This window comes from Lysobacter sp. M15, from assembly GCF_022662515.1.
Taxonomy (GTDB): domain Bacteria; phylum Pseudomonadota; class Gammaproteobacteria; order Xanthomonadales; family Xanthomonadaceae; genus JAKPBU01.
The window spans coordinates 251,744-275,960 of the sequence record NZ_JAKPBV010000014.1; the positions used below are offsets into that span (position 1 = coordinate 251,744).

The 24,217-nt window shown below is 67.6% G+C and carries 19 protein-coding genes; 4 read left to right on the forward strand and 15 right to left on the reverse strand.

All coding sequences use genetic code 11. The features are described from left to right. Positions 1-160: 160 nt before the first annotated feature. From MC380_RS15280 to coaE, 3 genes are all read left to right on the forward strand, one after another. The gene (locus tag MC380_RS15280) at positions 161-1,357 is read left to right on the forward strand and encodes a type II secretion system F family protein (RefSeq protein WP_242165930.1); all 1,197 of its coding nucleotides are present in this window, start codon (positions 161-163) and stop codon (positions 1,355-1,357) included. A 56-nt stretch (positions 1,358-1,413) separates the two neighbouring features. Then, positions 1,414-2,277, forward strand: coding sequence for an A24 family peptidase (locus tag MC380_RS15285; RefSeq protein ID WP_242165765.1), 864 nt, complete (start codon positions 1,414-1,416; stop codon positions 2,275-2,277). A 413-nt stretch (positions 2,278-2,690) separates the two neighbouring features. Further along, a complete protein-coding gene (coaE, locus tag MC380_RS15290; RefSeq protein ID WP_242165767.1) occupies positions 2,691-3,302 on the forward strand; it encodes a dephospho-CoA kinase in 612 nt (203 codons plus the stop codon). A gap of 207 nt (positions 3,303-3,509) precedes the next feature. Here the strand turns inward: coaE and MC380_RS15295 are convergent, their stop codons facing one another. From MC380_RS15295 to MC380_RS15310, 4 genes are all read right to left on the reverse strand, one after another. After that, positions 3,510-3,944: a transposase gene (locus MC380_RS15295; protein WP_343223597.1), complete on the reverse strand. Its 435-nt coding sequence runs from the start codon at positions 3,942-3,944 to the stop codon at positions 3,510-3,512. Positions 3,945-4,279: 335 nt separating this feature from the next. Continuing rightward, complete coding sequence (locus MC380_RS15300; protein ID WP_242102990.1) at positions 4,280-5,233, reverse strand: Nudix family hydrolase; 954 nt, start codon at positions 5,231-5,233, stop codon at positions 4,280-4,282. Between the two features lie 122 nt (positions 5,234-5,355). After that, the gene (secA, locus tag MC380_RS15305) at positions 5,356-8,097 is read right to left on the reverse strand and encodes a preprotein translocase subunit SecA (RefSeq protein WP_242165769.1); all 2,742 of its coding nucleotides are present in this window, start codon (positions 8,095-8,097) and stop codon (positions 5,356-5,358) included. A gap of 218 nt (positions 8,098-8,315) precedes the next feature. Continuing rightward, on the reverse strand, positions 8,316-9,230 hold the full coding sequence (locus MC380_RS15310; RefSeq protein WP_343223590.1) for a M23 family metallopeptidase: 915 nt from the start codon (positions 9,228-9,230) through the stop codon (positions 8,316-8,318). A 4-nt stretch (positions 9,231-9,234) separates the two neighbouring features. Between MC380_RS15310 and MC380_RS15315 the strand changes: the two genes are divergently transcribed. Continuing rightward, positions 9,235-9,708 carry a DUF721 domain-containing protein gene (locus tag MC380_RS15315; RefSeq protein ID WP_242165936.1) on the forward strand — a complete coding sequence of 158 codons (474 nt, stop codon included), beginning with the start codon at positions 9,235-9,237 and terminating at the stop codon, positions 9,706-9,708. A gap of 160 nt (positions 9,709-9,868) precedes the next feature. Here MC380_RS15315 and lpxC read toward each other — a convergent pair whose 3' ends face one another. The 11 genes from lpxC to MC380_RS15370 form a co-directional block, all read right to left on the reverse strand. After that, positions 9,869-10,780 (reverse strand): UDP-3-O-acyl-N-acetylglucosamine deacetylase, encoded by a 912-nt coding sequence (gene lpxC, locus MC380_RS15320; RefSeq protein WP_242165771.1) that lies wholly within the window; start codon positions 10,778-10,780, stop codon positions 9,869-9,871. A gap of 360 nt (positions 10,781-11,140) precedes the next feature. Beyond that, positions 11,141-12,358, reverse strand: coding sequence for a cell division protein FtsZ (ftsZ, locus tag MC380_RS15325; RefSeq protein ID WP_242102785.1), 1,218 nt, complete (start codon positions 12,356-12,358; stop codon positions 11,141-11,143). A gap of 129 nt (positions 12,359-12,487) precedes the next feature. Then, positions 12,488-13,723, reverse strand: a complete 1,236-nt coding sequence (gene ftsA, locus MC380_RS15330; protein ID WP_242102784.1) for a cell division protein FtsA — start codon at positions 13,721-13,723, stop codon at positions 12,488-12,490. Then, entirely contained in the window at positions 13,720-14,544 is an 825-nt protein-coding gene (locus MC380_RS15335; RefSeq protein WP_242165773.1) for a cell division protein FtsQ/DivIB, read from the reverse strand. Before MC380_RS15335 ends, ftsA begins: the two co-directional genes overlap by 4 nt. Then, a complete protein-coding gene (locus MC380_RS15340) occupies positions 14,541-15,509 on the reverse strand; it encodes a D-alanine--D-alanine ligase (RefSeq protein WP_242165938.1) in 969 nt (322 codons plus the stop codon). Before MC380_RS15340 ends, MC380_RS15335 begins: the two co-directional genes overlap by 4 nt. After that, a complete protein-coding gene (gene murC, locus MC380_RS15345; protein ID WP_242165776.1) occupies positions 15,509-16,954 on the reverse strand; it encodes a UDP-N-acetylmuramate--L-alanine ligase in 1,446 nt (481 codons plus the stop codon). The genes MC380_RS15340 and murC overlap by 1 nt, the downstream gene beginning before the upstream one ends. Beyond that, entirely contained in the window at positions 16,951-18,348 is a 1,398-nt protein-coding gene (ftsW, locus tag MC380_RS15350) for a putative lipid II flippase FtsW (RefSeq protein ID WP_242165777.1), read from the reverse strand. Before ftsW ends, murC begins: the two co-directional genes overlap by 4 nt. Continuing rightward, positions 18,348-19,430, reverse strand: coding sequence for a phospho-N-acetylmuramoyl-pentapeptide-transferase (gene mraY / locus MC380_RS15355; RefSeq protein WP_242102779.1), 1,083 nt, complete (start codon positions 19,428-19,430; stop codon positions 18,348-18,350). The genes ftsW and mraY overlap by 1 nt, the downstream gene beginning before the upstream one ends. Further along, a complete protein-coding gene (gene murF / locus MC380_RS15360) occupies positions 19,420-20,811 on the reverse strand; it encodes a UDP-N-acetylmuramoyl-tripeptide--D-alanyl-D-alanine ligase (protein WP_242165779.1) in 1,392 nt (463 codons plus the stop codon). The genes mraY and murF overlap by 11 nt, the downstream gene beginning before the upstream one ends. Continuing rightward, on the reverse strand, positions 20,808-22,304 hold the full coding sequence (locus tag MC380_RS15365; protein WP_242165781.1) for a UDP-N-acetylmuramoyl-L-alanyl-D-glutamate--2,6-diaminopimelate ligase: 1,497 nt from the start codon (positions 22,302-22,304) through the stop codon (positions 20,808-20,810). Before MC380_RS15365 ends, murF begins: the two co-directional genes overlap by 4 nt. Then, on the reverse strand, positions 22,301-24,208 hold the full coding sequence (locus tag MC380_RS15370; RefSeq protein ID WP_242165940.1) for a penicillin-binding transpeptidase domain-containing protein: 1,908 nt from the start codon (positions 24,206-24,208) through the stop codon (positions 22,301-22,303). Before MC380_RS15370 ends, MC380_RS15365 begins: the two co-directional genes overlap by 4 nt. Between the last annotated feature and the right edge of the window lie 9 nt (positions 24,209-24,217).

A 24,217-nucleotide genomic window follows, 5' to 3' on the forward strand; every position in this document is an offset into this window, starting at 1 on the left:
ACGCATTTTTCACTTTTGCCCGCAAACGCACTAGGATGCGGGACATGAGCGCCGGCTGGGGAGCCGCCGCGGGAGATCGATCATGGCCGTGAGCCGCACCGTCGCCAAGAAGACCACCAAGCCTGCCGCCGGCACGGCCCGCGCCGGCGTAACCCTGGACATGTTCGTCTGGGAGGGCACTGACAAGCGCGGCGTCAAGATGAAGGGCGAGCAGCAGGCCAAGAGCGCCAATCTGGTGCGGGCCGAGCTGCGCCGCCAGGGCATCAACCCGACGGTGGTCAAGACCAAGCCCAAGCCGCTGTTCGGCGGTGCCGGCAAGAAGATCTCGGCCAAGGACATCGCGATCTTCAGCCGCCAGCTGGCGACCATGATGAAATCGGGCGTGCCGCTGATTCAGTCGCTGGAGATCATCGGCAACGGCCAGAAGAATCCGAAGATGAGAACGATGGTGGACAGCCTGCGGCTGGAGATCGAGGGCGGATCCTCGATCTACGAGGCGCTGAGCAAGCATCCCATCCAGTTCGACGATCTGTACCGCAACCTGGTGCGCGCGGGCGAGTCCTCAGGCGTGCTCGAAACCATCCTGGAGACCATCGCCACCTACAAGGAAAACATCGAGACCATCAAGGGCAAGATCAAAAAGGCGCTGTTCTATCCGACCACGATCATTGCGGTGGCAATCATCGTCTGCGCGATCCTGATGATCTTCGTGGTGCCGACCTTCAAGGACGCTTTTTCGGATTACGGCGCCGATCTGCCTGCATTCACCAACCTGGTGTTTGGCATCTCCGAACTGTTCGTGAAGTTCTGGTGGCTGGTGCTGCTGGCTGGCATCGCCGGATTCGCGGGCTTCATGTACGCATACAAGCGCTCGGAAAAGATGCGCTACACCATCGATCGTTTGCTTCTGAAGATGCCGATCATCGGACAGGTGCTGCACCACTCGTCGATCGCGCGCTTCTCGCGCACGCTGGCGGTGAGCTTCAAGGCCGGTGTGCCGCTGGTGGAAGCCATGGACAGCGTCGCCGGCGCCTGCGGCAACCGCGTCTACGAGCAGGCGGTGCTGCGCATGCGCGACGACATCGCCGTGGGCTACCCGGTTAACGTTGCGATGAAGCAGGTCAACCTGTTCCCGCACATGGTGGTGCAGATGACCGCGATCGGTGAGGAAGCCGGCGCGCTGGACACCATGCTGTTCAAGGTGGCCGAGTTTTACGAGCAGGAAGTCAACAACGCGGTCGACGCGCTGAGCAGCCTGATCGAGCCGATGGTGATGGTGATCATCGGCACCCTGGTGGGCGCGATCGTGATCGCGATGTACCTGCCGATCTTCAAGCTGGCGATGACGGTCGGTTGAGGCGGGTGCCTGCCCCCACCCCGGCCCTTCCCCGCGCGTGGGGAAGGGAGAACTAGATGGCGTTCCTTGATCAGAACCCCGCACTGGGGTACCCCGCCGCGGCCGTGTTCGGCGCAGCGCTGGGCAGCTTCCTCAACGTGGTGATCCTGCGCATGCCGCGGCGGCTGGAATGGCAGTGGAAGCGCGACAGCCGCGAGATGCTGGGCGAGCCGGAGCTGTACGACCCGCCGCCGCCGGGCATCGTGGTGGAGCGCTCGCACTGCCCCCACTGCAAGGCGCAGCTGTCCTGGTACGAAAACATTCCGCTGCTCAGCTGGCTGATCCAGCGCGGCAAATGCCGTCACTGCGGCGCACCCGTGTCCGTGCAGTACCCGCTGGTGGAACTGCTGACGATGCTGTTGGTGGTGGCCTGCGTGTGGCGGTTTGGTTTCGGCTGGCAGGGGTTCGGCGCGATCGTGCTGACCTGCTTTCTGATCGCGCTGGCCGGGATCGACCTGCGCACCCAACTGCTACCCGACCAGCTGACCCTGCCGCTGCTGTGGCTGGGCCTGATCGCGGCCAGCGACAGCCTGTACATGCCGGTGAAGCCGGCTCTGCTGGGCGCGATCGCCGGGTACGTGAGCCTGTGGTCGGTGTGGTGGCTGTTCAAGCAGCTCACCGGCAAGGAAGGCATGGGGCACGGCGACTTCAAATTGCTGGCCGCGCTGGGCGCCTGGACCGGGCTGCAGGGGATCCTGCCGACGATCCTGATGTCCTCGCTGGTGGGCGCGATCATCGGCTCGATCTGGCTGGCGATGAAGGGCCGCGACCGCGCCACGCCGATTCCCTTCGGGCCGTATCTGGCCGTGGCCGGCTGGATCGTCTTCATGTGGGGCGGGCAGATGATCGACGTCTATCTGCGCTTCGCCGGGTTGCGGTAGAGCCTGCCGCGGACTCGATCCGGGGCAGAACGGACACCCGCATGCCTGACGCCCGTTGTAGGAGCGCCTCCCAGGCGCGACCGGATCAACCGGGTGTTCGTGCCAACCGGAAACCTTGGCCGCGCCGAAGCGGCGCTCCTACAGGAACGTCGCCACACTTCGAACACTGCGGCGCCGTCAGGGCCCTTGTAGGAGCGCCTCTCAGGCGCGACCGGATCAACCGGACGTTCCTGCCAACCGGAAACCTTGGTCGCGCCGAAGCGGCGCTCCTACAGGAACGTCGCCACTTCGAACACTGCGGCGCCGTCAGGGCCCTTGTAGGAGCGCCTCTCAGGCGCGACCGGATCAACCGGACGTTCCTGCCAACCGGAATCCCCGGTCGCGCCGAAGCGGCGCTCCTACATAATCTCGGGATGAGCGATTACATCATCGGCCTCACCGGCGGCGTTGCCTCGGGCAAGAGTGAGGTGGCGCTTCGCTTCGCGGCGCGAGGCATAACCGTCGCCGACGCAGACGTGGCAGCGCGCGCAGCCGTCGAGCCCGGGAGCGAGGGGCTTGCCGAAGTGGTCGCCGCGTTCGGCCCACAGGTCCTGCTGCCCGACGGCACGCTGGACCGTGGCGCGATGCGCCGACTGGTGTTCGACGATGTCGATGCGCGCAAACGCCTGGAGGCGATCGTGCATCCGCGGGTGCGCGCCCAGCTGCAGGGGCAATGCGCGACCGCGCCCGGCGCCTATGCGATCGCCGCGATTCCGCTGCTCACCGAGGGCGGCGGGCGGAACGCATACCCGTGGCTCGACCGGATCCTGCTGGTGGACGTGCCCGAAGCCGTGCAGGCCGAACGGGTCATGGCCCGCGACCGGGTCGATGCCGAGCTGGCTCGCAAGATGATCGCCGCGCAAGCCACGCGCGCCCAACGCCTGGCGATCGCCGACGACATCATCGTCAATGACGGCGTGCTCGACGACCTCGATGCCCACGTCGAAGCCCTGCACCGGCGGTATCTGGCCTTCGCGGCGATGTAGGAGCGCCTGCAGGGGCGACCGGGTCAACCAGGCGTCGTGCCCACCGGATACCCCGGTCGCGCCGAAGCGGCGCTCCTACAGGAATGTCGCCACCTCCGAACAATGCGGCGCCATCATGGCCTTTGTAGGAGCGCCTCTCAGGCGCGACCGGATCAGACGGGCGTTCGTGCGAACCGAACACACCTTGGTCGCGCCGAAGCGGCGCTCCTACAGGTAGATGCAGTTCCAGTAGGGGTAGTCGGCAACATCTGCGACCAGGCCTGCGCGGACGGGATTGGCGATGATGTAGCGCGCCGCGATGAGCATATCTCCCTCACGCCGCAGTGCACGGTCGTGGAAACCTCGCGACCAGACTTGACCTGAGGTTGCGGAAACCTGATTGGCGTTGCGCGCAGTCGTCACCTTCAGTCGCGTCACCACCCCCGAGAGCGACTCCTGGCATCCGAGCTGGAGCAGCCAATGCGCGTGATCGGGCATGAGCACCCACGCGACCAGGACTGCATCGCCGTGCCGGGCGAACGCGTGCATCGCACGGCATGCTGCCCAAGCAGGTTCGAACCAGTTGAAGACCGGCCTGCGCCGGCGGGTTGTGGTTGTGACCAGGTAGGCCTGCCCTGGTTGCGACCAGCGGCCATGACGCAGGGCGCGGTGCCCGGATGGAGTTGGTCGATCCATTCGAAGAGCGTGCCGATCCCGCATCAGGATTGGGATCGGCGCATTTCTCGGATGTGCATCGGAAAAGTCCCGAATCTGCAAGAGCGCCTGTGTGGCGCGACCGCAGCAATCGGGCGTCAACCGCGCACCGGATACCCCGGTCGCGCCGGAGCGGCGCTCCTGCAGGAGCGTCACCACCTTCGAACAATGCGGCAACTTCAGGGCCTTTGTAGGAGCGCCTCTCAGGCCCGACCGGATTAACCGAGTGTTGACCGCGCAACGGACGCTCCGGTCGCGCCGAAGCGGCGCTCCTACAGGGAGCCCTACCCCCACAAGCCGCGAATGGCGGCGATGCCCTGGGCGCCGTGCGCTCGGGCTTCGGCCAGGTCTGCGGGGGTGAGGCCGCCGATCGCATAGAGCGGGAGCGAGGCGTGTTCGCGCAGGGCGGCGAAGGCGGGCCAGCCGATGCCGGCGATGCCGGGATGCGAAGCCGTTTCGCGCAAGGGGCCGACCACGGCGAAGTCGCAGCCCAGGCGCTCGGCGTGGCGTAGTTCGTCCAGGTCGTGGCAGGAGGCCGCCACCAGCTGGCCGGCAGGCAGCGGGCGCTGCGGCAGCGCAGCCAGCTGCGCGGCGCGCAGATGCACGCCCGTGCCCAGCGCCGAGGCCAGGGCGATGTCGGCGTTGATCAGGACCTCGACCCCGGCGGTGCGGCACAGCCCAACGGCGCGCGCGCACAGCGCGGCCCAGCGCGGCGCATCGGTGCCGGCATGGCGCAGCTGGACGCGGCCGACGCCGCTGTGCAGTGCGCGCTGCAGGCGGTCGAGCCAGGCCGCATCGTCATCGCCCGGGGACGGCGTCACCAGATAGCGATCCGGCTGCTGCAGCGCCGCGACCACGGGGCGGTCGGCCGCCGGCATCGGATAGCTGCTGAGCTTGGGCGGCGGCACCCAGGCCAGCGCCTGTCCGTCCAGACCCTTGGGCGTACCGCGATAGCCGGCGATCTGGCGCACGTCCAGCCGCAGGCGCTTGTGCGGATAGCGGTGCGGCACCGCGATCACCGGCGTGCCGATCCGGACCTCGATGCCGAGCTCCTCGCGCAGTTCGCGCGTCAGCGCCTGTTCGGGCGTCTCGCCGGGATCGACCTTGCCACCGGGGAACTCCCACAGCCCCGCCAGATCGCGTCCGCGCGTACGCCGGGCCAGCAGGATCCGCCCGCGCGGATCGGTGATGACACCGGCGACGACGTGGATCAGGCGATGGGATTGGGGATTCGGGATTGAGGATTCGTCAGGGCGCGTCTGCTGCTTCGTCGCCGGGCTGCTCGACGAATCAGAATGCTCGCCACGCTCGGATCGACTGCTTTTGACTTTCACGAATCCCGGATCCCGATTCCCGGCTCTTACGCGAGCTGTCCATGGCAGTGCTTGTACTTCTTCCCGCTGCCGCAGGGGCACGGATCGTTGCGACCGACCTTGGCGCCCTCGCGCACGATGGTCGCCGGCGCCGCGGCTGCCGTGCCCTGCCCGGCCGCGAATTCGGCCGCTTCCTCGTCGGCGCCCAGGCCGCCGGCTTCGGCATGCTGGAACTGCATCTGCCGCGCCATCGCCTCGGCGCGTGCGCGCTCGGCGGCTTCGGCCTGCACGATTTCTTCCTCGGTGCGGATGCGCACCCGCGCCAGCAGAGTGATCACCTCGCGCTTGACCTTGTCCAGCATCTCGCTGAACAGCTCGAAGGCTTCCTTCTTGTATTCCTGCTTGGGCTGCTTCTGCGCATAGCCGCGCAGGTGGATGCCCTGGCGCAGGTAGTCCATGCGCGCCAGGTGCTGCTTCCAGTTCTCGTCGAGCACGTTGAGCATGATGTGCTTCTCGAGCATGCGCATGTTCTCGGCGCCGATCTGCGCTTCCTTGTCGGTGAACACCTTGGCCACGGTGTCCTGCACCTCGCGCATGATCGTTTCGGCGTCCAGCTCGGTGCGGGCCGCGGCCTCCTGCACCAGCGGCATCTGCACGCCGTACTCCTCGCGCAGCGCGGCTTCCAGGCCCGGAAGATCCCACTGGTCGTCGATCGAGTTGGCCGGGACGTGCCGCTCGACCAGGTCGGCGACGACGTCGGCGCGGATGCCCTCGACGTTCTCCTGCACGCTCTCGGCTTCCAGCAGCTCGTCGCGCTGGCCGTAGATCACCTTGCGCTGGTCGTTGTTGACGTCGTCGAAGTCGAGCAGGTTCTTGCGGATGTCGAAGTTGTGGGCCTCGACCTTGCGCTGCGCGTTGGCGATCTGCTTGGTCACCAATGGCGACTCGATGATGTCGTCTTCCTTCAGGCCCATGCGCGCCATGACCCGCTGCACCCAGTCGGCGGCGAAGATGCGCATCAGGTTGTCTTCCAGCGACAGGTAGAAGCGGGACGAACCCGGATCGCCCTGGCGGCCGGAGCGGCCACGCAGCTGGTTGTCGATGCGCCGCGACTCGTGGCGTTCGGTGCCCACGATGTGCAGGCCGCCTGCGGCCTTGACCGCGTCGTGGCGTTGCTGCCATTCGGCCTTGACGCGTTCGCGCTCGGCTTCGCCCGCGTCCTCGGGCAGCTCCGCCAGCGCCGCTTCGAGCGAACCGCCGAGCACGATATCGGTACCACGGCCGGCCATGTTGGTGGCGATGGTGACCGCGCCGGGCATGCCGGCGTTGGCGACGATATGCGCTTCGCGCTCGTGCTGCTTGGCGTTGAGCACCTCGTGGGCGATGCCGGCTTCGCGCAGCTGTTCGCTGAGCAGTTCCGAGACCTCGATCGAGGTCGTGCCCACCAGCACCGGCTGGTTGCGCGCTGCGCACTCCTTGATCTCGTTGACCACGGCGCGGTACTTGCCCGCGCGGTTGAGGAAGACCTGATCGGAATGGTCCTTGCGCACCATCGGCCGGTGGGTCGGGATCACCACCACCTCGAGCCCGTAAATGCTCTGGAACTCGTAGGCCTCGGTATCGGCGGTGCCGGTCATGCCGGCGAGCTTGCCGTACATGCGGAACAGGTTCTGGAAGGTGATGCTGGCGAGGGTCTGGTTCTCGCGCTGCACCGGCACGCCTTCCTTGGCTTCGACCGCCTGGTGCAGGCCGTCGGACCAGCGCCGGCCCGGCAGGGTACGGCCGGTGAATTCGTCGACGATCACCACTTCGCCGTCGCGGACGATGTAGTCGACATCGCGCTGATAGATGGCGTGGGCGCGCATCGCCGCGTTGAGGTGATGGACCACATGGATGTTGTGCGCGGCGTACAGGCTGTCGTCGCCTTCCAGGATCCCGGCACGGCGCAGCAGTTCCTCGGCGTGCTCCTGCCCGGCTTCGGACATGTGCACCTGCTTGCCCTTCTCGTCCACCCAGTAGTCGCCCTCGCCTTCCTCTTCCTTCTGCCGGGTGAGCGAGGGCACGATCCGGTTGACCTTGAGGTACAGCTCCGGCGATTCGTCGGCCGGCCCGGAAATGATCAGCGGGGTGCGCGCCTCGTCGATCAGGATCGAGTCGACTTCGTCCACGATCGCGTAGTGCAGCCCGCGCTGGAACCGGTCTTCCTTGGCCAGCGCCATGTTGTCGCGCAGGTAATCGAAGCCGAATTCGTTGTTGGTGCCGTAGGTGATATCGCTTGCGTAGGCGGCGTGCTTGTCCGAGTGCGGCATGCCCGGGTACACCACGCCCACGCTCAGGCCCAGCCAGTTGTAGAGCCGGCCCATCCAGGCCGCGTCGCGCCGGGCCAGGTAATCATTGACCGTCACCACGTGCACGCCCTTGCTGGCCAGGGCATTGAGGTAGACCGGCAGCGTCGCGACCAGGGTCTTGCCCTCGCCGGTGCGCATCTCGGCGATCTTGCCCATGTGCAGGATCATGCCGCCGATCAGCTGCACGTCGTAATGACGCATGCCCAGCACCCGCACGCTGGCCTCGCGGCAGACGGCGAAGGCCTCCGGCAGCAGCTTGTCCAGCGATTCGCCTGCCTCCACCCGCGCCTTCAGTTCCGGGGTCTTGGCCTGCAGTTCCGCGTCGCTGAGCGCCTGCATCTGTGGCTCGAACGCGTTGACCTTGGCGACGATGCCTTCCAGGCGTTTGATCAGGCGTTCGTTGCGGCTACCGAAGACGGAAGTGAGCAGGCGGTTGAGCATGGAGGCGGCAGATCCTGGAGGAGGCGGGACGCGGTACGGCGCGGTCTCCGCGACAAATAAAAAAGGGCGCTGGGCGCCCTTCTTTGGCAACGCGCGATTGTACTTGGAGACGCCTGCTCAGGGTATCAAGGCGGCTGCGACCGGGCCGCCCGGGCAATGCCGGATATCCCGCGCGTCGGGAACGTAGCCCCGACCCCGGATCGAGTCCGGGGCAGGCTCTACGCGCGCTTGAAGCCCTGCTGACCGAGGAACTTGCGCGGATTGACCACGCGCCCGTTCTCCCAGACCTCGAAATGCACGTGCGCGCCGGTGGAACGCCCGGTGGAGCCGGCCTTCGCCAGTTCCTGCCCGACCCGCACGAGCTGCCCGACCTGGACCAGTAGCCGTGAGTTGTGCGCGTAACGGGTCACGTAGCCATTGCCGTGGTCGACTTCGACCACGTTGCCGTAGCCGCTGCGCCGACCCGAATAGCTGACCACGCCGTCGGCGACCGCCACCACCGGATCGCCGGTGTTGGCGTCGAAGTCGATGCCCTTGTGGTACTGGCTGCCGCCGCCGAACGGATCGGCACGGCCGCCGAAGCCGGAGGTGATGTAGCTGTGCGCCACCGGCGCCCGCGAGGGCGTCGCGTCGGCTTCGAGCTTGCGGTTGAACAGCAGCGACTCGAGCACCGACAGCTGCCGGCCCGACGCGCTGAACTGGGTTTGCAGTGCGGCCATGCCGGCGCGCAGTTCGCCCGGCGCCATGTCGCGCACCGGGCCGTCGCCACCGATCGCCACCGGCTTGTCGAAATCGAATTCCCCGTCGCCCAGCTGGCCTGCCTGGGTCAGGCGCTCGCCTAGGGCGTTGAGGCGGTTGGCCTGGGCCTGCAGCTCTCCCAGGCGCGCGGCCAGGGCGTTGACCTCGCGCTGGGCGGCATCGATCTGCCCGGCCTGCTGCGCGGCGTGGTCCGCGAGGCGTGCATGCTCGGCGAAGCCGACTGTATCGCGCAGCCCGGCGCCGGCGGCAATGCCCACCGCGACCAGCAGTACGCTGGCGACCGCAGGGTTGCAGAAGGCCGAACCGTAGACATGCTGGCCCAGGCGGGTGAACCTGTGACCGAAGTTCTGCAAGGCCTGTTGGAGTTTTCTCATCGCGATATCGTCATCCGATTCATCTGGCGCCGGGTCTGGGCCGAAAAGCCCGGGGCAGCCGCAGCAGGCACTCGACGCGCTGCTGCTGGGTGCCGCCGGTGATCCCGTGCGGCGTGCGCTTTGGCTCGACGCTCTGGATCAGCGATTGCGTACCTGCCTGTCGCCGCCGCTGGCCGCGCATGCGCAGCTGGCGAACGTGGATCGCGACCGGCTCGTTTTCATCGTCGACGCCCCGGTCTGGCACGCGAAACTGCGCATGGCCGGACCGCAACTGCTCGACGCTGCCCGCTCCCTCGGGCTGCAGGTGACCACCTTGGTCGTCCGGGTGGGACGTCCACCCGCGCAGGCCACAGGACCTGCACGGCAACGGGCCGAACCGATGTCGGCGTCGGCGCGCCAGGCGCTTGATGCGGCGCTCGCGAGCCTGGACGACTCGCAGCACGGGCGCACATCATCGACCGGACGCAATTCCGACTGACTGGCCGCAACCTCCCCAAAGTTCCGTTTGGACGCGGCCATCCGACAGCGGACGCGGCATGCTACCGGTCAAGGGTGCGTGAAGGGTTAATAGATCGCTTATATTTCGCTAACGAAATGTTAGAATTTCGTTATTTCCACCATCGCCCGGCGGTCTGCGTTCAGGCCGTCTGCAGGCCCGCGGTGTAGGCGACAGGCACGGGCGTGCCTTGCGGGAAGGTCACCTCTTCCCAGGCCTCGGCGCTGGCCAGCAAGGCGCGGACCAGCTTGTTGTTGAGGGCATGGCCGGACTTGAAGCCCTCGAAGGCGCCGATGATCGGGTGGCCGGCCAGGTACAGGTCGCCGACCGCGTCCAGGATCTTGTGGCGCACGAATTCGTCCGCGTAACGCAGCCCGTCCTCGTTCAGCACGCGGAACTCGTCGAGCACGATCGCATTGTCCATCGAACCGCCCAGACCGAGGTTGCGCTCGCGCATGAACTCCAGGTCGCGCATGAAGCCGAAGGTGCGTGCGCGGCTGACTTCCTTGACATAGGTGGTGGTGGAGAAGTCGACCTCGGCGCGGGACTGCGCCGCCGGGATCGCCGGATGGTCGAACTGCACGGTGAAGCCGAGCTTGAACCCGTCGTAGGGCTCGAAGCGCGCAACCTTGTCGCCTTCGCGCACCTCGACCGCCTGGCGGATTCGGATGAAACGCTTGGGTGCGGCCTGTTCCTGGATGCCTGCCGACTGCAGCAGGAACACGAACGGGCCGGCCGAGCCGTCCATGATCGGCACTTCGGGCGCCGACAGGTCGACGATGCAATTGTCGATGCCCAGTCCGGCCAGGGCGGACAACAGGTGCTCGACCGTCATAACCTTGCCAGCGCCCTGCGACAGGCCGGTGCACAACATGGTCTCAGTGACCAGATCGGCGCGCGCGGGCAACTCGACCACCGGATCCAGATCCGTGCGGCGGAACACGATGCCGGCGTCGATCCCGGCCGGCCGCAATGTCATGTAGACCTTCTGCCCGCTATGCAGCCCGACGCCGGTGGCGCGGATGGTGTTCTTCAGGGTGCGCTGCTGGGGCATCAGGAGGGGATCGAATCGGGATGCGCGGCGGGGGACTGCGCTTTAACGCAAATCTGACGTTATACGACCGCGAAGATTAGCACGCGGCCAGCTGAACCTGAATGGAAGGGATGGGGCCAGCCTGAGCGACTTCTGTGGGAGCGAGCTTGCTCGCGAACGCCCTCCCCTGGCACTTGGAACTGTCGGGATCAAAGGCAATCGCGGCCAAGGCCGCTCTCACAAGACCGCTCCCACGAGAGCCTATGACATCGCAGACGCAAGCGGGTCGGCGAAACGGGCCGGCCTCGCGCGGAGGCCGACCGAAGCTGTGCCCGCGGGGCCGGCGCAGGCCCCTGGGCAAGAGGACGACGGACCAGGTCTTTAGTCCGCCTGCCGACGCAGGAACGCCGGAATATCCAGATAGCTGCTGTCGTTGCCGAAATCAGCCACCGCGGGCGATGCAGACGGCTCGCTGCGACCACCGCGCAGGGCCGAGGCGAAGCCCGGCGCCGGCGCGGCCACCGGCGCGAAGTCGTCGTGGCCGAACTCCGGCTGGCCGGTGGTGGCATTGCGCACCAGCTTGATCGGGGTACGCAGCGCCTCGCGCTCGGGCACCCGGCCCGACTGGCGGGCGGCCGCCCGGTTGAGGCCGGTCGCGACCACGGTGACCCGCACGTCGTCCTGCATGTCCGGGTCGAGCACGGTGCCGATGACAACGGTCGCGTCTTCCGAGGCGAAGTTCTCGATCGTGCGGCCGACCTCGTCGAATTCGGCCATGGTGAAGTCCGGACCGGCGGTGATGTTGACCAGGATGCCGTTGGCACCGGACAGGTTGACGTCGTCGAGCAGCGGGTTCTGGATCGCCGCTTCAGCCGCGGCCTGCGCCCGATCATCGCCACGGGCGTTGCCCGTGCCCATCATCGCCAGGCCCATCTCGCTCATCACGGTGCGCACGTCGGCGAAGTCGACGTTGATCAGGCCGGGGCGCACGATCAGGTCGGCGATGCCCTGCACGGCGCCGAGCAGCACGTCGTTGGCGGCGCGGAAGGCCTGGATCATGGTCGCGTTCCTGCCGAGTACCGTAATCAGCTTCTCGTTGGGAATCGTGATCAGCGAATCGCAGTGCTGCGACAGATCCTCGATGCCCTTGAGCGCCACCTGCATGCGGCGGCGGCCCTCGAACGGGAACGGCTTGGTCACCACCGCCACGGTCAGGATGCCCATCTCCTTGGCCAGCTGCGCCACCACCGGCGCCGCACCCGTGCCGGTGCCGCCACCCATGCCGGCGGTGATGAAGACCATGTCCGAGCCGTCCAGGGCTTCCATGATGCGCTCGCGGTCCTCGAGCGCGGCCTGGCGGCCGACCTCGGGGTTCGCACCCGCGCCCAGTCCCTTGGTGACGTTGGTGCCCAGTTGCAGCTGCAGCTTCGCGCCGCAGTTCTTGATCGCCTGTGCGTCGGTGTTGGCGGTGATGAATTCAACGCCGTCGACGCTGTTGTTGACCATGTGGGCGACCGCGTTGCCACCGCCGCCGCCTACGCCAATGACTTTGATGGTGGCGTTGGGAGCCATCTTCTCTACCAGTTCGAAATGCGCCATGACCGTGTCCTCTTGATTTAGTTATGTGTAGCTGTGTTCGTGGTTCGGATAGCCAAGTACTTCATCGTCGTCGCCCTGCCCGCCTGCATGGCCGCCGCATCTGCGTGCTGCCGCGACCGTTCCTGCACATCAGAATTCACCCCGGTACCAGTCCTTCAACTTGTTGAAGAAACTGCCTGCGCGACCGGTCGGGATCATCGGCCGGCGCGGATGTTCGATCTGGCTGCCCATCAGCAGCAGGCCGACGCCGGTGGCATGCACCGGATTGCCGACCACTTCGCCCAGGCCGGTAACGTGCTGCGGGATGCCCACGCGCACCGGCATCTGCAGCATTTCCTCGGCCAGCTCGATCACGCCTTCCATCTTCGAGGCGCCGCCGGTGAGCACCATGCCGGCGCGCACTAGTTCCTCGAATCCGCTGCGGCGCAGTTCGGCCTGCACCATCTCGAAGATTTCCTCGTACCGTCCCTGCACCGCCTGCGCCAGCGCGTGGCGCGGCAGGCGACGCGGCGGACGGTCGCCCACGCTCGGCACCTGGATGCTTTCCTCGGCCGTGGCCAGTTGCGCCAGGGCGCAGGCGTAGCGCACCTTGATCTGCTCGGCCTCGGGCGTGGGCGTGCGCAGCATGTGCGCGATGTCGTTGGTGACGTGGTCGCCGGCGATCGGCAGCGACGCGGTGTGGCAGATCGCGCCCTGCACGAACACGGCGAGATCCGTGGTGCCCGCGCCGATGTCGACCAGCACCACGCCAAGCTCGCGCTCGTCGCCAGTCAGCACTGCGGTGGCCGAGGCCAGCGGCGCCAGGATCAGGTCGTCCACCTGCAGCCCGCAGCGCTGCACGCACTTGCTGATGTTGGCCGCGGCCGACTGCGCGCATACGACCAGGTGCGCATGCACCTCCAGGCGCACGCCGGTCATGCCGACCGGGTTGCGGATGCCTTCCTGCGAATCGTCGAGCACGTATTCGCGCGGGATCGCGTGCAGGATCTTCTGGTCGGCGGGGATCGCGACCGCCTTGGCCGCGTCGAGCACCCGGTCGAGATCAGCGTAGGTCACCTCGCCATCGCGGATCGGCACGATCCCCGGCGAGTTCTTGCACTGCACGTGGTTGCCGGAGATCGACGCGTACACGCTGCGGATCTCGCAGCCGGCCATCAGCTCGGCTTCCTCGACCGCGCGCTGGATGGATTGCACCGTGGATTCGATATCGACGACGACGCCGCGCTTGAGCCCGCGCGATTCGTGGGTGCCGATCCCGATCACCTCGATCGGGTTGCCGGGCGAGTATTCGCCCACCAGCGCAACCACCTTCGACGTGCCGATGTCGAGGCCCACGATCAACGTCTTGTCGCCTTTGCGATTCATGATCTTTCCTGCTGCAGAACCTGCATCGTTTTCCGGTGGGTCATGGCGGGCATGCCGGTCTGGTCATCGATGGCCGGGCGCTCGCCGGCCGCAGCAGACGACTCGACGGCGTCCGCTTGCTCGCGGCTGCCCGCCCAGACCAACGCGAAACCATTCGTGTAGCGCAGGTCGGCGCGCTGCAGCGGCTGCCGCTTCTGCGCCAGCAGTTGCGGCAGCAGGCGCGCGAAGCGCTGCAGGCGCAGGCGCGCCTCGCTGCTGCCCACCACGACCTGGCTGCCATCCGACAGCGCCAGCGACCAGCTGCCGCGCGCGTCGAGCGTGAGCGTTTCAACCTTCAAATTGTTGGGCCCGAACAACGCGCGCGATTCGTTGTAGAGCGCGACCACGTCGGCGACGCGCGCGTCGGGGCCCTGGAGCTGGGGCAAGCCCTTGGGCGGCACCAGGTTGCCGCGCGGGAAGATGCGTCCATGCTCGGAGAGCAGACGATCCTTGCCCCAGAGCGCGAATGGGCGGTGTTCGGCGATCCGCACTTCCAGCACGTCCGGCCAGCGCTTGTGCACTTCGGCGCGCTCGACCCAGGGCAGCTGCGCGACCGCCGCCTGGGCATCGTCCAGGCGCACGGCGAAGAACCCCTGGCGCGCGAATGGAAGCACAGCGGCGCGCACGCGCTGCGCATCGACCCGCTTGAGCTCGCCCTGCAGACGCAGCGTGCGCAGCGGCCAGCGGTCGGCACCGATCCAGCCGTTGACCACGGCCACGACCGGCAGCGCCACCAGCGCCAGCGCCAGCGTCCACGCCAGGATGCGCAGCAGCGCGCTCACGGCCGCGGCTCCAGGGTCTGTTCCAGGATCCGCCAGCACAGCTCGTCGAATTCCACGCCGAGCTGGCGCGCGCCCTTGGGCACCAGCGAATGGCTGGTCATGCCGGGCGCAGTGTTCACTTCCATCAGCGCGAAGCGGCCGTCGGCGTGGCGCATCACGTCCACGCGTCCCCATCCGCTGCATCCGGCAGCACGGAATGCGGCCAACGACAGGCGCCGGATCTCTTCTTCTGCATCGCCTTCCAGGCCGGGACAGAGGTATTGCGTGTCGTCGGAGACGTACTTGGCGTGGTAGTCGTACCAGTCGCCGGCGGGCACGATGCGGATCGAAGGCAGCGCCACGTCGCCGAGGATGCCGACCGTGTATTCGCCGCCGGCGACCAGCTGCTCGGCCAACAGTTCGCCGTCGTATCCGCGCGCGAATTCGATCGCAGGCGCCAGTTCGGCGTCGCTGGTGACGCGGAATACGCCGACACTGGAACCCTCCGCCGATGGCTTGATGAACACGGGCAGGCCCAGTTCGCGCACGGCTGCCGCAATGTCCGCACCTGGCGGCAGACGCACGAAGCGCGCGGTCGGCAGCCCTTCTGCCAGCCACACCTGCTTGGTGCGGATCTTGTCCATGGTCAGGGCCGAACCGAGCACACCAGGCCCGGTGTACGGCACCCGCAAGGCTTCGAGCAGGCCCTGCAGCACGCCGTTCTCGCCCACACCGCCGTGCAGGATGTTGAACACCCGGTCGAAACGCCGGCTTCTATCGGAGTGGTCCTGCAGTTCGCGGATCAGGTTGGCCACGCCGTCGACGCTGTCGGCCTTGACCCCGCGCGCGCGCAGGGCTTCGAGCACGTTGCGGCCCGAATCGAGCGACACCTCGCGCTCGGAACTGTCGCCGCCCATCAATACGGCAACGCGCCCGAACACGGCGGCATCGTCCACGCGCAACGGCGGCAGCTGCGGGGCGGCCATCATCGATCGCCTCCCAGGCCCTGCGCCGCGATCTGCTGCGCGGCATGGCCGATATCGCCCGCGCCCATCATCAGCAACAGGTCGCCATCGGCGAGGATGTCGGGCAGCACGTCGGCGAGCTCGCCGGCCGATGCCACCACGACCGGATCGATGCGCCCGCGCGCGCGGATCGCGCGCGCCAGCGATTTCGCGTCGGCACCGGCGATCGGCGCTTCGCCCGCCGGATACACCTCGGTCAGGACCACGGTGTCGGCCTGGGAGAGCACGCTGGCGAAGTCGTCGAACAGGTCGCGGGTGCGGCTATAGCGGTGCGGCTGGAACGCCACCACCAGCCGTCGCTCCGGCCAGCCGCCGCGCGCCGCCTCGAACACCGCGGCCAGTTCGCGCGGATGGTGGCCGTAGTCGTCGACCAGCACGACCTGACCACCGCCGCGCAGCGGCAGGGTCGCCAGCTCGTTGAAGCGGCGTCCCACGCCGGCGAAGGTCTGCAGCGCGCGCGCGATGGCATCGGCCGCCACGCCCAGCTGCCAGCCGACCGCAGCGGCAGCCAGCGCGTTCTGCACGTTGTGGCGGCCGGGCATGGCCAGCGACACCTGCGTGCACGAACCATCCGGCAGGCACAGGTCGAAGTTCATCCGCCCGCCCGTCTGCAGCAGGCGCTCGGCGCGCACGTCGGCGTGTTCGTCGAGGCCGTAGGTCATCACGTGGCGCGGCATGTCGGCGGCGAGCTTCGCCACTTCCGGATCGTCGATGCACAGGATCGCCAGGCCATAGAACGGCAGCCTGTGCAGGAACTCGGAGAACGCGGCCTGGACCCTTGCGAAATCGCCGCCATAGTTCTCGAGGTGATCGGCGTCGATGTTGGTGACCACCGCGATCAGCGGATCCAGGCGCAGGAAGCTGCCGTCGCTCTCGTCGGCTTCGGCCACCAGCCACTGCCCACTGCCCAGGCGCGCGTTGGCGCCGGCGGCCAGCAGCTGCCCGCCGATGACGAAGGTCGGATCCAGCCCGCCCTCGGCCAGCACGCTGGCGGTAAGCGAGGTGGTGGTGGTCTTGCCGTGTGTGCCGGCCACCGCGATGCCGCGACGGAAGCGCATCAGTTCGGCCAGCATCTCGGCGCGCGGCACGATCGGGATCCGCTGCGCGCGCGCTTCGAGCAACTCCGGGTTGTCCGGCTTGATCGCACTCGACACCACGATGCAATCCGCGCCGAGCACGTTGGCCGCCGTATGGCCCTTGTGGATCGTCGCGCCGAGCTTGGCCAGGCGCTGGGTGGTGGCGCTGTCGGCCTGGTCGGAACCGGACACTTCGTAGCCAAGGGTGCACAGCACTTCGGCGATGCCGCTCATGCCCGCGCCGCCGATGCCGACGAAATGCACGCGTCGGTGCGCCTGTGCCAGGTCACCGGTGGTCTGCAGCCGGCGTTCGTGCAGGCGGGCCATCATGTCGTCTTCCTCAGGCCGAGCACGTTGTTGCCGGGCACGCTTCTGCCGGGTCCGCTTTTACCAAGCCCGCTCTTGCCGAGCCCGGGCTCGACACGCTGGCGCAGACGGCTGGTGCCGCGCTCGGCCGCCACGTCGGCCGGGATCGGCTGGCTCATCGCCGGCGAACCCGTGGACGGTTGTGCCGCTTCGCCGCGCAGGCGTGCGACCTGGCGCTCGGCGCGATCGAGCTCGTACGAGACCCGCAACAGCACGCCGATCGCGGCGCAGGTCATCAGCACACTGGAACCGCCCGAGGAAATCAGCGGCAGGGTCAGTCCCTTGGTCGGGAGCAGACCGAGATTCACCCCAATCGATACCAGGCTCTGCAGGGCGATCCACAGCGCGATCCCGAACGCGCAGTAGCCGGCGAAATGACGCCGCATCTCCACGCACTTCAGGCCCACCCAGAACGCCCGGCCGACGAGCAGCGCATACAGGCCGATCACCAGGCAGACCCCAGCGAAGCCGAGCTCCTCGGCGATCACCGCCATGATGAAGTCGGTATGCGCCTCGGGCAGGTAGGCCAGCTTCTGCACCGAGCCGCCCAGGCCGACGCCGAACCACTCGCCGCGTCCGACCGCCATCAGCGCATTGGTCAGCTGGTAGCCGCTGCCGAACGGATCCGCCCATGGGTCCACGAACGAGGTGAAGCGGCGCATGCGATACGGCTCGGCGATCGCGATCATGGCCAGCACCGGCAGACCGACCAGGACCGGGCCGAACATGCGCGGCATGTTCACGCCGCCGAGCACCAGCATGCCGGCGGTAATCGCCAGCAGCAGCGAGGACGAACCGAAATCCGGCTGCATCAGGATCAAGGCGACCAGCGCCACCGATACGCCGAGCGGCTTGAGCATGGCCGGCCAGGTCGCATTGACCTGGTCGCGGAAACGCACCAGGTAGCTGGCAAGCCAGAGGATGAAAAGCAGCTTGACCGCCTCCACCGCCTGGAACTTCACCACCACCAGCTGCAGCCAGCGCCTGGCACCGTTGACGCTGCTGCCGATGCCCGGCACGAACACCAGCAGCAGCAGCACGAAACACAGCAGCAGCATCAGCTGGCTGTTCTGGTCCAGGGTTTTGAGTTCGACCCGCATCGCCACGAACGCCAGGCCCATGCCGCAAGCCAGGAACAGCAGGTGGCGGACCAGGAAATAGAACGGGCCGACCTCGTGGTTCTCGCCAATGGCGATCGAACTCGAGGCGACCATCACCACGCCCAGCCCCGCGAGCGCGAAGAACGAGATCAGCAGCCACGGGTCGAAGCGGCCCTGGATCGCATCGAGCCGGGTCGCCTGGCGGACGGTTTCGCCGCTGCCGACTTCGTAACGCATCTGGTCGAAGGGCCGGGTCATCAGCGCACCTTCAACGTGGCCAGCCCGACCAGCACCAGGATCACCGAGATGATCCAGAAGCGCACGATCACGCGGGGCTCCGGCCAGCCCTTGAGTTCGAAGTGATGGTGGATCGGCGCCATCCGGAACACGCGCTTTCCGGTGAGCTTGAACGAGGCAACCTGGATCATCACCGAGAGCGTCTCGATGACGAAGATCCCGCCCATGATCACCAGCACCAGTTCCTGGCGCACGATCACCGCGACCGTACCGAGCACCGCGCCCAGTGCCAGCGCGCCGATGTCGCCCATGAACACCATCGCCGGGTAGGTGTTGAACCAGAGGAAGCCCAGGCCCGCACCGGCGATCGCAGCGCAGATGATCACCAGCTCGCCCGCACCTGGCACCGCCGGGATCTGCAGGTATTTGGAGAACTCGGCATGGCCCGAGGCGTAGGCGAAGATGCCCAGCGCGCACGCGACCAGCACCGAAGGCATGATCGCCAGGCCATCCAGGCCATCAGTCAAATTGACTGCGTTGGAGAACCCGACGATCCAGAAATAGGCGATGGCGACGAAGCCGATCCCCGCCAGCGGCAGCGCCACCGACTTGAACAATGGCAGGTAGAAGGTGGTGGCGGCCGGCACATCGGCGTAGGCATACAGGTAGTAGCCGGCCGCCAGGCCCAGGATCGACTGGCACAGATACTTCCAGCGCGACTTCATTCCGTTGGGATCGCGCTTGACGATCTTCAGCCAATCGTCGTACCAGCCGATCGCGCCGAAGCCGATCATCACCACCAGGACCACCCACACGTACTTGTTGCGGAGGTCGCCCCATAGCAGCACCGAAGCCAGCACCGTCAGCAGGATCAGCGCGCCACCCATGGTCGGCGTACCGGCCTTGGTGAAGTGGGTCTGGGGACCGTCGCTGCGGATCGGCTGGCCCTTGAACTCGGCCAGCTTGCGGATCATCGCCGGGCCCCACCACAGCGATAGCGCAAGCGCGGTCAGCGCCGCAAGAATGCCGCGGAAGGTCAGGTAGCCGAACAGGCCGAACAGGCCTTCGAGCTGCTGCAGCCAGCGGGTCAGTTCAAGCAGCATGCGCGCCCTCCTGTTCCAGCAACTGCCGGACAACGCGATCCATCGCACTGCCGCGCGATCCCTTCACCAGGATCGTGGGAGCCGTAGTCCCCGCGGCGAGGTCGCGCTGCAACGCTTCGGCCAGTGCCGCATGCGAATCAAAGGTGCGTGCGCCTTCGCCGAAGGCCTGCGCGGCATGCGCGCTCAGCTCGCCCAGCGCGTACATCCGCGCGATGCCCGCGGCCTTTGCGCGGCGACCGGCCTCGGCATGCAATGCCTGGGCATCGGCGCCGAGTTCGCGCATATCGCCCAGCACCAGCCAGGCATCGCCCTGCCCTTCGGCCTGCGTGCTTGTCGAGAGCAGGTCGATGGCGGCATTGAGCGAGCCAGGATTGGCGTTGTAGCTGTCGTCGATCAGGGTCGCGCCGTTGCCCAGCACGTGCCGGACCAGGCGGCCGGCGACCGGACGCGCGGCCTCGAGGCCAGTCACCACCGCATCGAAGGACGCACCGGCTCCCAGCGCCAACGCAGCGGCTGCCAGCGCGTTGCGCACGTTGTGACGGCCAGGCAGCGCCAATGTCACCTCCGCCTCGCCTTCGGGTGCGATCAGGACAAAACGCATGCCGCCGGCATCGCCGCGGATGTCGCGTGCGCGGATGTCCGCGGAAGCCTCGATGCCGAAGCGGATCAGCCGCCGCCCGTGCGCGCGCTCGGCGAAATACGGAGCGAACGCGTCGTCGGCGTTGATCACCGCCACGCCATCGGCGGGCAATGCGTCGTAGATCGCGGCCTTGGTGTCGGCCACGCCGAGCAGGCTGCCCATGCGCTCCAGGTGCGCGGGCGCGATGTTGTTCACCAGCGACACGTCCGGGCGCACCACCGTGGTCAGGTAGGCGATGTCGCCCGGCTTGCCGGCGCCCATCTCGTAGATTGCGAAGTCGGCATCGTCCGGCGCATCGATCACGGCCAGCGGCAGCCCGATCTCGTTGTTGCGGTTGCCGGGATTGGCATAGGCCCGCCCGGCACTCTGCAGGATCGACAGCAGCATGGTCTTGACGCTGGTCTTGCCATTGCTGCCGGTGATCGCGACGACCTTGCCGGAGCGCCCGGACTGCAGCGCCGCGGCGATGGCGGCCAGCGCGCGTTCGGTGTCGGCGACGCTAACCTGCGGAATCTCCGACACGACGGCATGCGAAACCAGCGCGGCGCGCGCGCCGTGCAGCGCTGCGTCGGCGACATGATCATGGCCATCGAAGCGCTCACCCTTCAGCGCCACGAACAGCGCGCGGCCACCCTCGGGCATGGCGCGGGTATCGCTGGCGATGGCATCGACCATGACGTCTTCGCCGTTCAGATGGCCACCAGCCATGCGCGCGATCTCGGACAGGCGCAGCGGCTTCATGAGCCACCTGCCCGGCGCGCCAACGCATCGCGCGCCACGTCGGTGTCGTCGAAGGCGTGCTTCACGCCGGCGACTTCCTGGTAGGTTTCGTGACCCTTGCCCGCGATCAGCACGATGTCGTCGGGTCCGGCATCGCCGATGGCGCGGGCGATCGCGCGCCGGCGATCGCGTTCGACGATCGCATCCTGCGGGCGGGCGAAGCCGGCCACGATCTCGGCCACGATCGCATCGCCGTTCTCGCCGCGGGGATTGTCGTCGGTGACGATCACCACGTCGGCCAGGTCTTCGGCGATGCGTGCCATCTGCGGCCGCTTGCCACGGTCGCGTTCGCCGCCGCAGCCGAACACGCAGACGAGCTGTCCGTGCAGGTGGCCGCGCAGCGATTCGAGCGCCTGCTGCAAGGGGTCGGGCTTGTGCGAGTAATCCACCACCACCAGCGGCTGGCCGTCGCTGCCCCCGATCCGGTTCATGCGCCCGGGAATCGGTTCGAGCCGCGGCAGCACGGTGGCGATGGCCGCATCATCAAAACCCAGCGCATGCAGCACGCCGGCGACCGCCAGCAGGTTGCCGATGTTGAACCGTCCCAGCAGCGGCGAACGGATTGCATGTCGCGAATCGCCCAGGACCATGTCGAAGGCGATGCCGGCCGCATCCAGCGCCACGTTCTCAGCGCGCACCATGGCCTGTGCATGGCCTTGCGCGCTGGTGCCGATGCCGCGCAACGTCGGCGGCAGTTCCGCCAGCAGCGTCACGCCGAACTCGTCGTCCAGATTCACCACCGCCGCATGCAGGCCCGGCCGGGCGAACAGCCGGGCTTTTGCCGCGCCATAGCTGGCCATGTCGCCGTGGTAGTCGAGGTGATCGCGGGTGAGATTGGTGAACACCGCCACGTCGTAATGCACCGCATCCACCCGCCCCTGGTCGAGGGCATGCGAGCTGACCTCCATCGCGACCGCTTCGGCACCGGCGTCGCGCAGCTCGGCCAGCAGCGCGTGCGTCTGCAGCACCAGCGGTGTGGTGAAGCCCGTGGCGCGCGCCTGGCCGTACAGCCCGGCGCCGAGCGTGCCGACGGTGCCGCTACGGCGACCGAGCAGCTGCAACGCCTGCGCGATGAGCTGCACCGTGGATGTCTTGCCGCTGGTGCCGGTGACGCCCACCATGGTCATCGCATGCGACGGCCGGCCATGGAAGCGATCGGCCATTTCGCCCATGCGCGCGCGCAGTCCGGGAACCGCGATCGCATCCTCGGGCGGCGCAAGTTCCGCGGGCGCCGGCGGCTCGAACAGGATCGCGCTCGCGCCGCTCGCCTTCGCCTGCGCGACGAAGCCCAGGCCATGCACGCTCAGCGGGCTGTTCACGTACGGGCCGATCGCGACGAAGGCATCGCCTGCACGCACCATGCGGCTGTCCTGCACCAGTCCGGTGACCAGCAGGTCGGGGGGCACGGCCGCGACATCCGGCAGCAGTTCGGCCAGCAGCATCGCGCGGTTCATCGCACCGCTCCGCTCTGGTCGGCACGCAGATCGATGGGCCGCGGAGCGCCGTCCTCGGCCATCGGATGCGGTCGGCGTGGCGATTCGGTTGCGCGCGCAGGCACGGTGACGACTGGCGGGGTTGCCCCGGCGCGCTGGTCCGATGGCGGTGCGGGTTGCTTCGCGGCGAGCTTGGCTTCGGCCTTCGCCTGTGCCGCGAGCCAGGTTTCGATGTCGTCGGGCGGCACGTCCATCAGGCGCAGCGCGCCTTCCATGACGTTATGGAACACCGGCCCCGACACCAGTCCGCCGTAGTAGGAACCCTGGCTGGGTTCGTTGATCACCACCGCCATGGCGAAGCGGGGGTTGTCCACCGGCACCACGCCGGCGAAGAACGCCACGTACTTGCGCGAATATCCGCCGTTGCTGGCGATACGCGCGGTGCCGGTCTTGCCGGCGACGTGGTAACCCAGGATCGCGGCCTGGGTGGCGGTGCCGCCGGGTTCGGTGACGGTCTGCATCATCTTCATCACCTCGCCCGCGATCTGCGGGTCGAGGATCTGTTCGGGATCGTTGCGCTCGCCCTTGACGAAGGTCGGCCGCATCGCGCGCCCCTGGTTGGCCAGCGTGGCGTAGGCATGCGCGATCTGCAGCGGCGTGGCCGCAAGGCCGTAGCCGTAGGACATCGTCTGCTTGCTGGTACCGCTCCACTGCCCTGGAGCCGGAAACAGCCCGGAAGCCTCTCCCGGGAACCCGCTGCCCGTGCTGCGCCCGTAGCCGAACTTGCGCAGGAAGTCGTAGAACTGCTGGTTGGACAGCATGTGCGCGATCTTCGCGGCACCGACGTTGGAGCTCTTCCTGATCACGCCGGTGGTGTCGAGCACGCCGTAGTTGTGGGTGTCGGTGGTGCGGTAGCGGCCGTTCGGCATCCAGCCCGGATTGGTGTTGAACAGGGTCTGCGGCGTGATCGCGCCGGCCTCGAGCGCGGCGGCGACGGTCAGCGGCTTCATCGTCGAGCCGGGCTCGATCAGATCGGTCACCGCGCGGTTGCGATGCGCGTCGCGGTTGCCGCCATCGACCTTGTTCGGGTTGAACGACGGCAGATTGGCCATGGCCAGGACCTCGCCGGTGGCGATGTCCAGCACCACTGCCGATCCGCTGGTGGCGCCGGATTCGAGCAGCTGGTGCTTGAGCTCGCGGTAGGTCAGGAACTGGATGCGCCGATCGATGCTGAGGGTGAGGTCCTTGCCCGGCTGCGCCGCGCGCACCAGGTCCACGTTCTCGACGATGCGCCCGCGGCGGTCGCGGATCACCCGCTTCACGCCGGGCTTGCCGCGCAACCAGTCGTCGAAGGCCAGCTCGACGCCTTCCTGGCCGTAATCGTCGATGTTGGTGAAGCCCAGGATGTGCGCGACCGCCTCGCCCTGCGGATAAAAGCGCCGGTATTCGCGCTGCGAATACACACCGGGAATGTCGTGGGCCATGATCGCGCGCGCCACCGAGGGATTGATGCGGCGCTTGAGCCACATGAATTCCTTGCCCGCGCGCTGCGAGACCTTGCGCTGCAGATAATCCGCCGGCACGCCGAGCGCCTTGGCCAGCACCGGGATGCGCTGCGGGTGCCTGGACAGTTCCTGCGGGTTGGCCCAGACCGATTCCACCGGCGAAGACACCGCCAGCGGCTCGCCGTTGCGGTCGGTGATCATGCCGCGCACGGTCGGGATCTCGATCTCGCGCAGGAAGCGCTCGTCGCCCTGCTTGCGGTAGAAATCGTTGTCGATCAGCTGCAGGTCCACCGCCCGCCCGACCAGCGCCAGCGAGCACAGACCCAGCGCGCCGGTGACCATGAACAGGCGACCGCGCAGGTTGAACTGCGCGCGATGGCGCGGCTTGTTGCCCGGGCGCTGCGCGCGCTTTTCGAACATGCCTTTGTC

Coding starts and splice junctions, on each gene's coding strand:
- MC380_RS15280 (WP_242165930.1), top strand. CDS start 161: ATGTTCGTCTGGGAGGGCACTGACAAGCGCGGCGTCAAGATGAAGGGC.
- MC380_RS15285 (WP_242165765.1), top strand. CDS start 1,414: ATGGCGTTCCTTGATCAGAACCCCGCACTGGGGTACCCCGCCGCGGCC.
- coaE (WP_242165767.1), top strand. CDS start 2,691: ATGAGCGATTACATCATCGGCCTCACCGGCGGCGTTGCCTCGGGCAAG.
- secA (WP_242165769.1), bottom strand. CDS start 8,097: ATGCTCAACCGCCTGCTCACTTCCGTCTTCGGTAGCCGCAACGAACGC.
- MC380_RS15310 (WP_343223590.1), bottom strand. CDS start 9,230: ATGAGAAAACTCCAACAGGCCTTGCAGAACTTCGGTCACAGGTTCACC.
- lpxC (WP_242165771.1), bottom strand. CDS start 10,780: ATGCCCCAGCAGCGCACCCTGAAGAACACCATCCGCGCCACCGGCGTC.
- ftsZ (WP_242102785.1), bottom strand. CDS start 12,358: ATGGCGCATTTCGAACTGGTAGAGAAGATGGCTCCCAACGCCACCATC.
- ftsA (WP_242102784.1), bottom strand. CDS start 13,723: ATGAATCGCAAAGGCGACAAGACGTTGATCGTGGGCCTCGACATCGGC.
- MC380_RS15340 (WP_242165938.1), bottom strand. CDS start 15,509: ATGGCCGCCCCGCAGCTGCCGCCGTTGCGCGTGGACGATGCCGCCGTG.
- murC (WP_242165776.1), bottom strand. CDS start 16,954: ATGATGGCCCGCCTGCACGAACGCCGGCTGCAGACCACCGGTGACCTG.
- ftsW (WP_242165777.1), bottom strand. CDS start 18,348: ATGACCCGGCCCTTCGACCAGATGCGTTACGAAGTCGGCAGCGGCGAA.
- mraY (WP_242102779.1), bottom strand. CDS start 19,430: ATGCTGCTTGAACTGACCCGCTGGCTGCAGCAGCTCGAAGGCCTGTTC.
- murF (WP_242165779.1), bottom strand. CDS start 20,811: ATGAAGCCGCTGCGCCTGTCCGAGATCGCGCGCATGGCTGGTGGCCAT.
- MC380_RS15365 (WP_242165781.1), bottom strand. CDS start 22,304: ATGAACCGCGCGATGCTGCTGGCCGAACTGCTGCCGGATGTCGCGGCC.
- MC380_RS15370 (WP_242165940.1), bottom strand. CDS start 24,208: ATGTTCGAAAAGCGCGCGCAGCGCCCGGGCAACAAGCCGCGCCATCGC.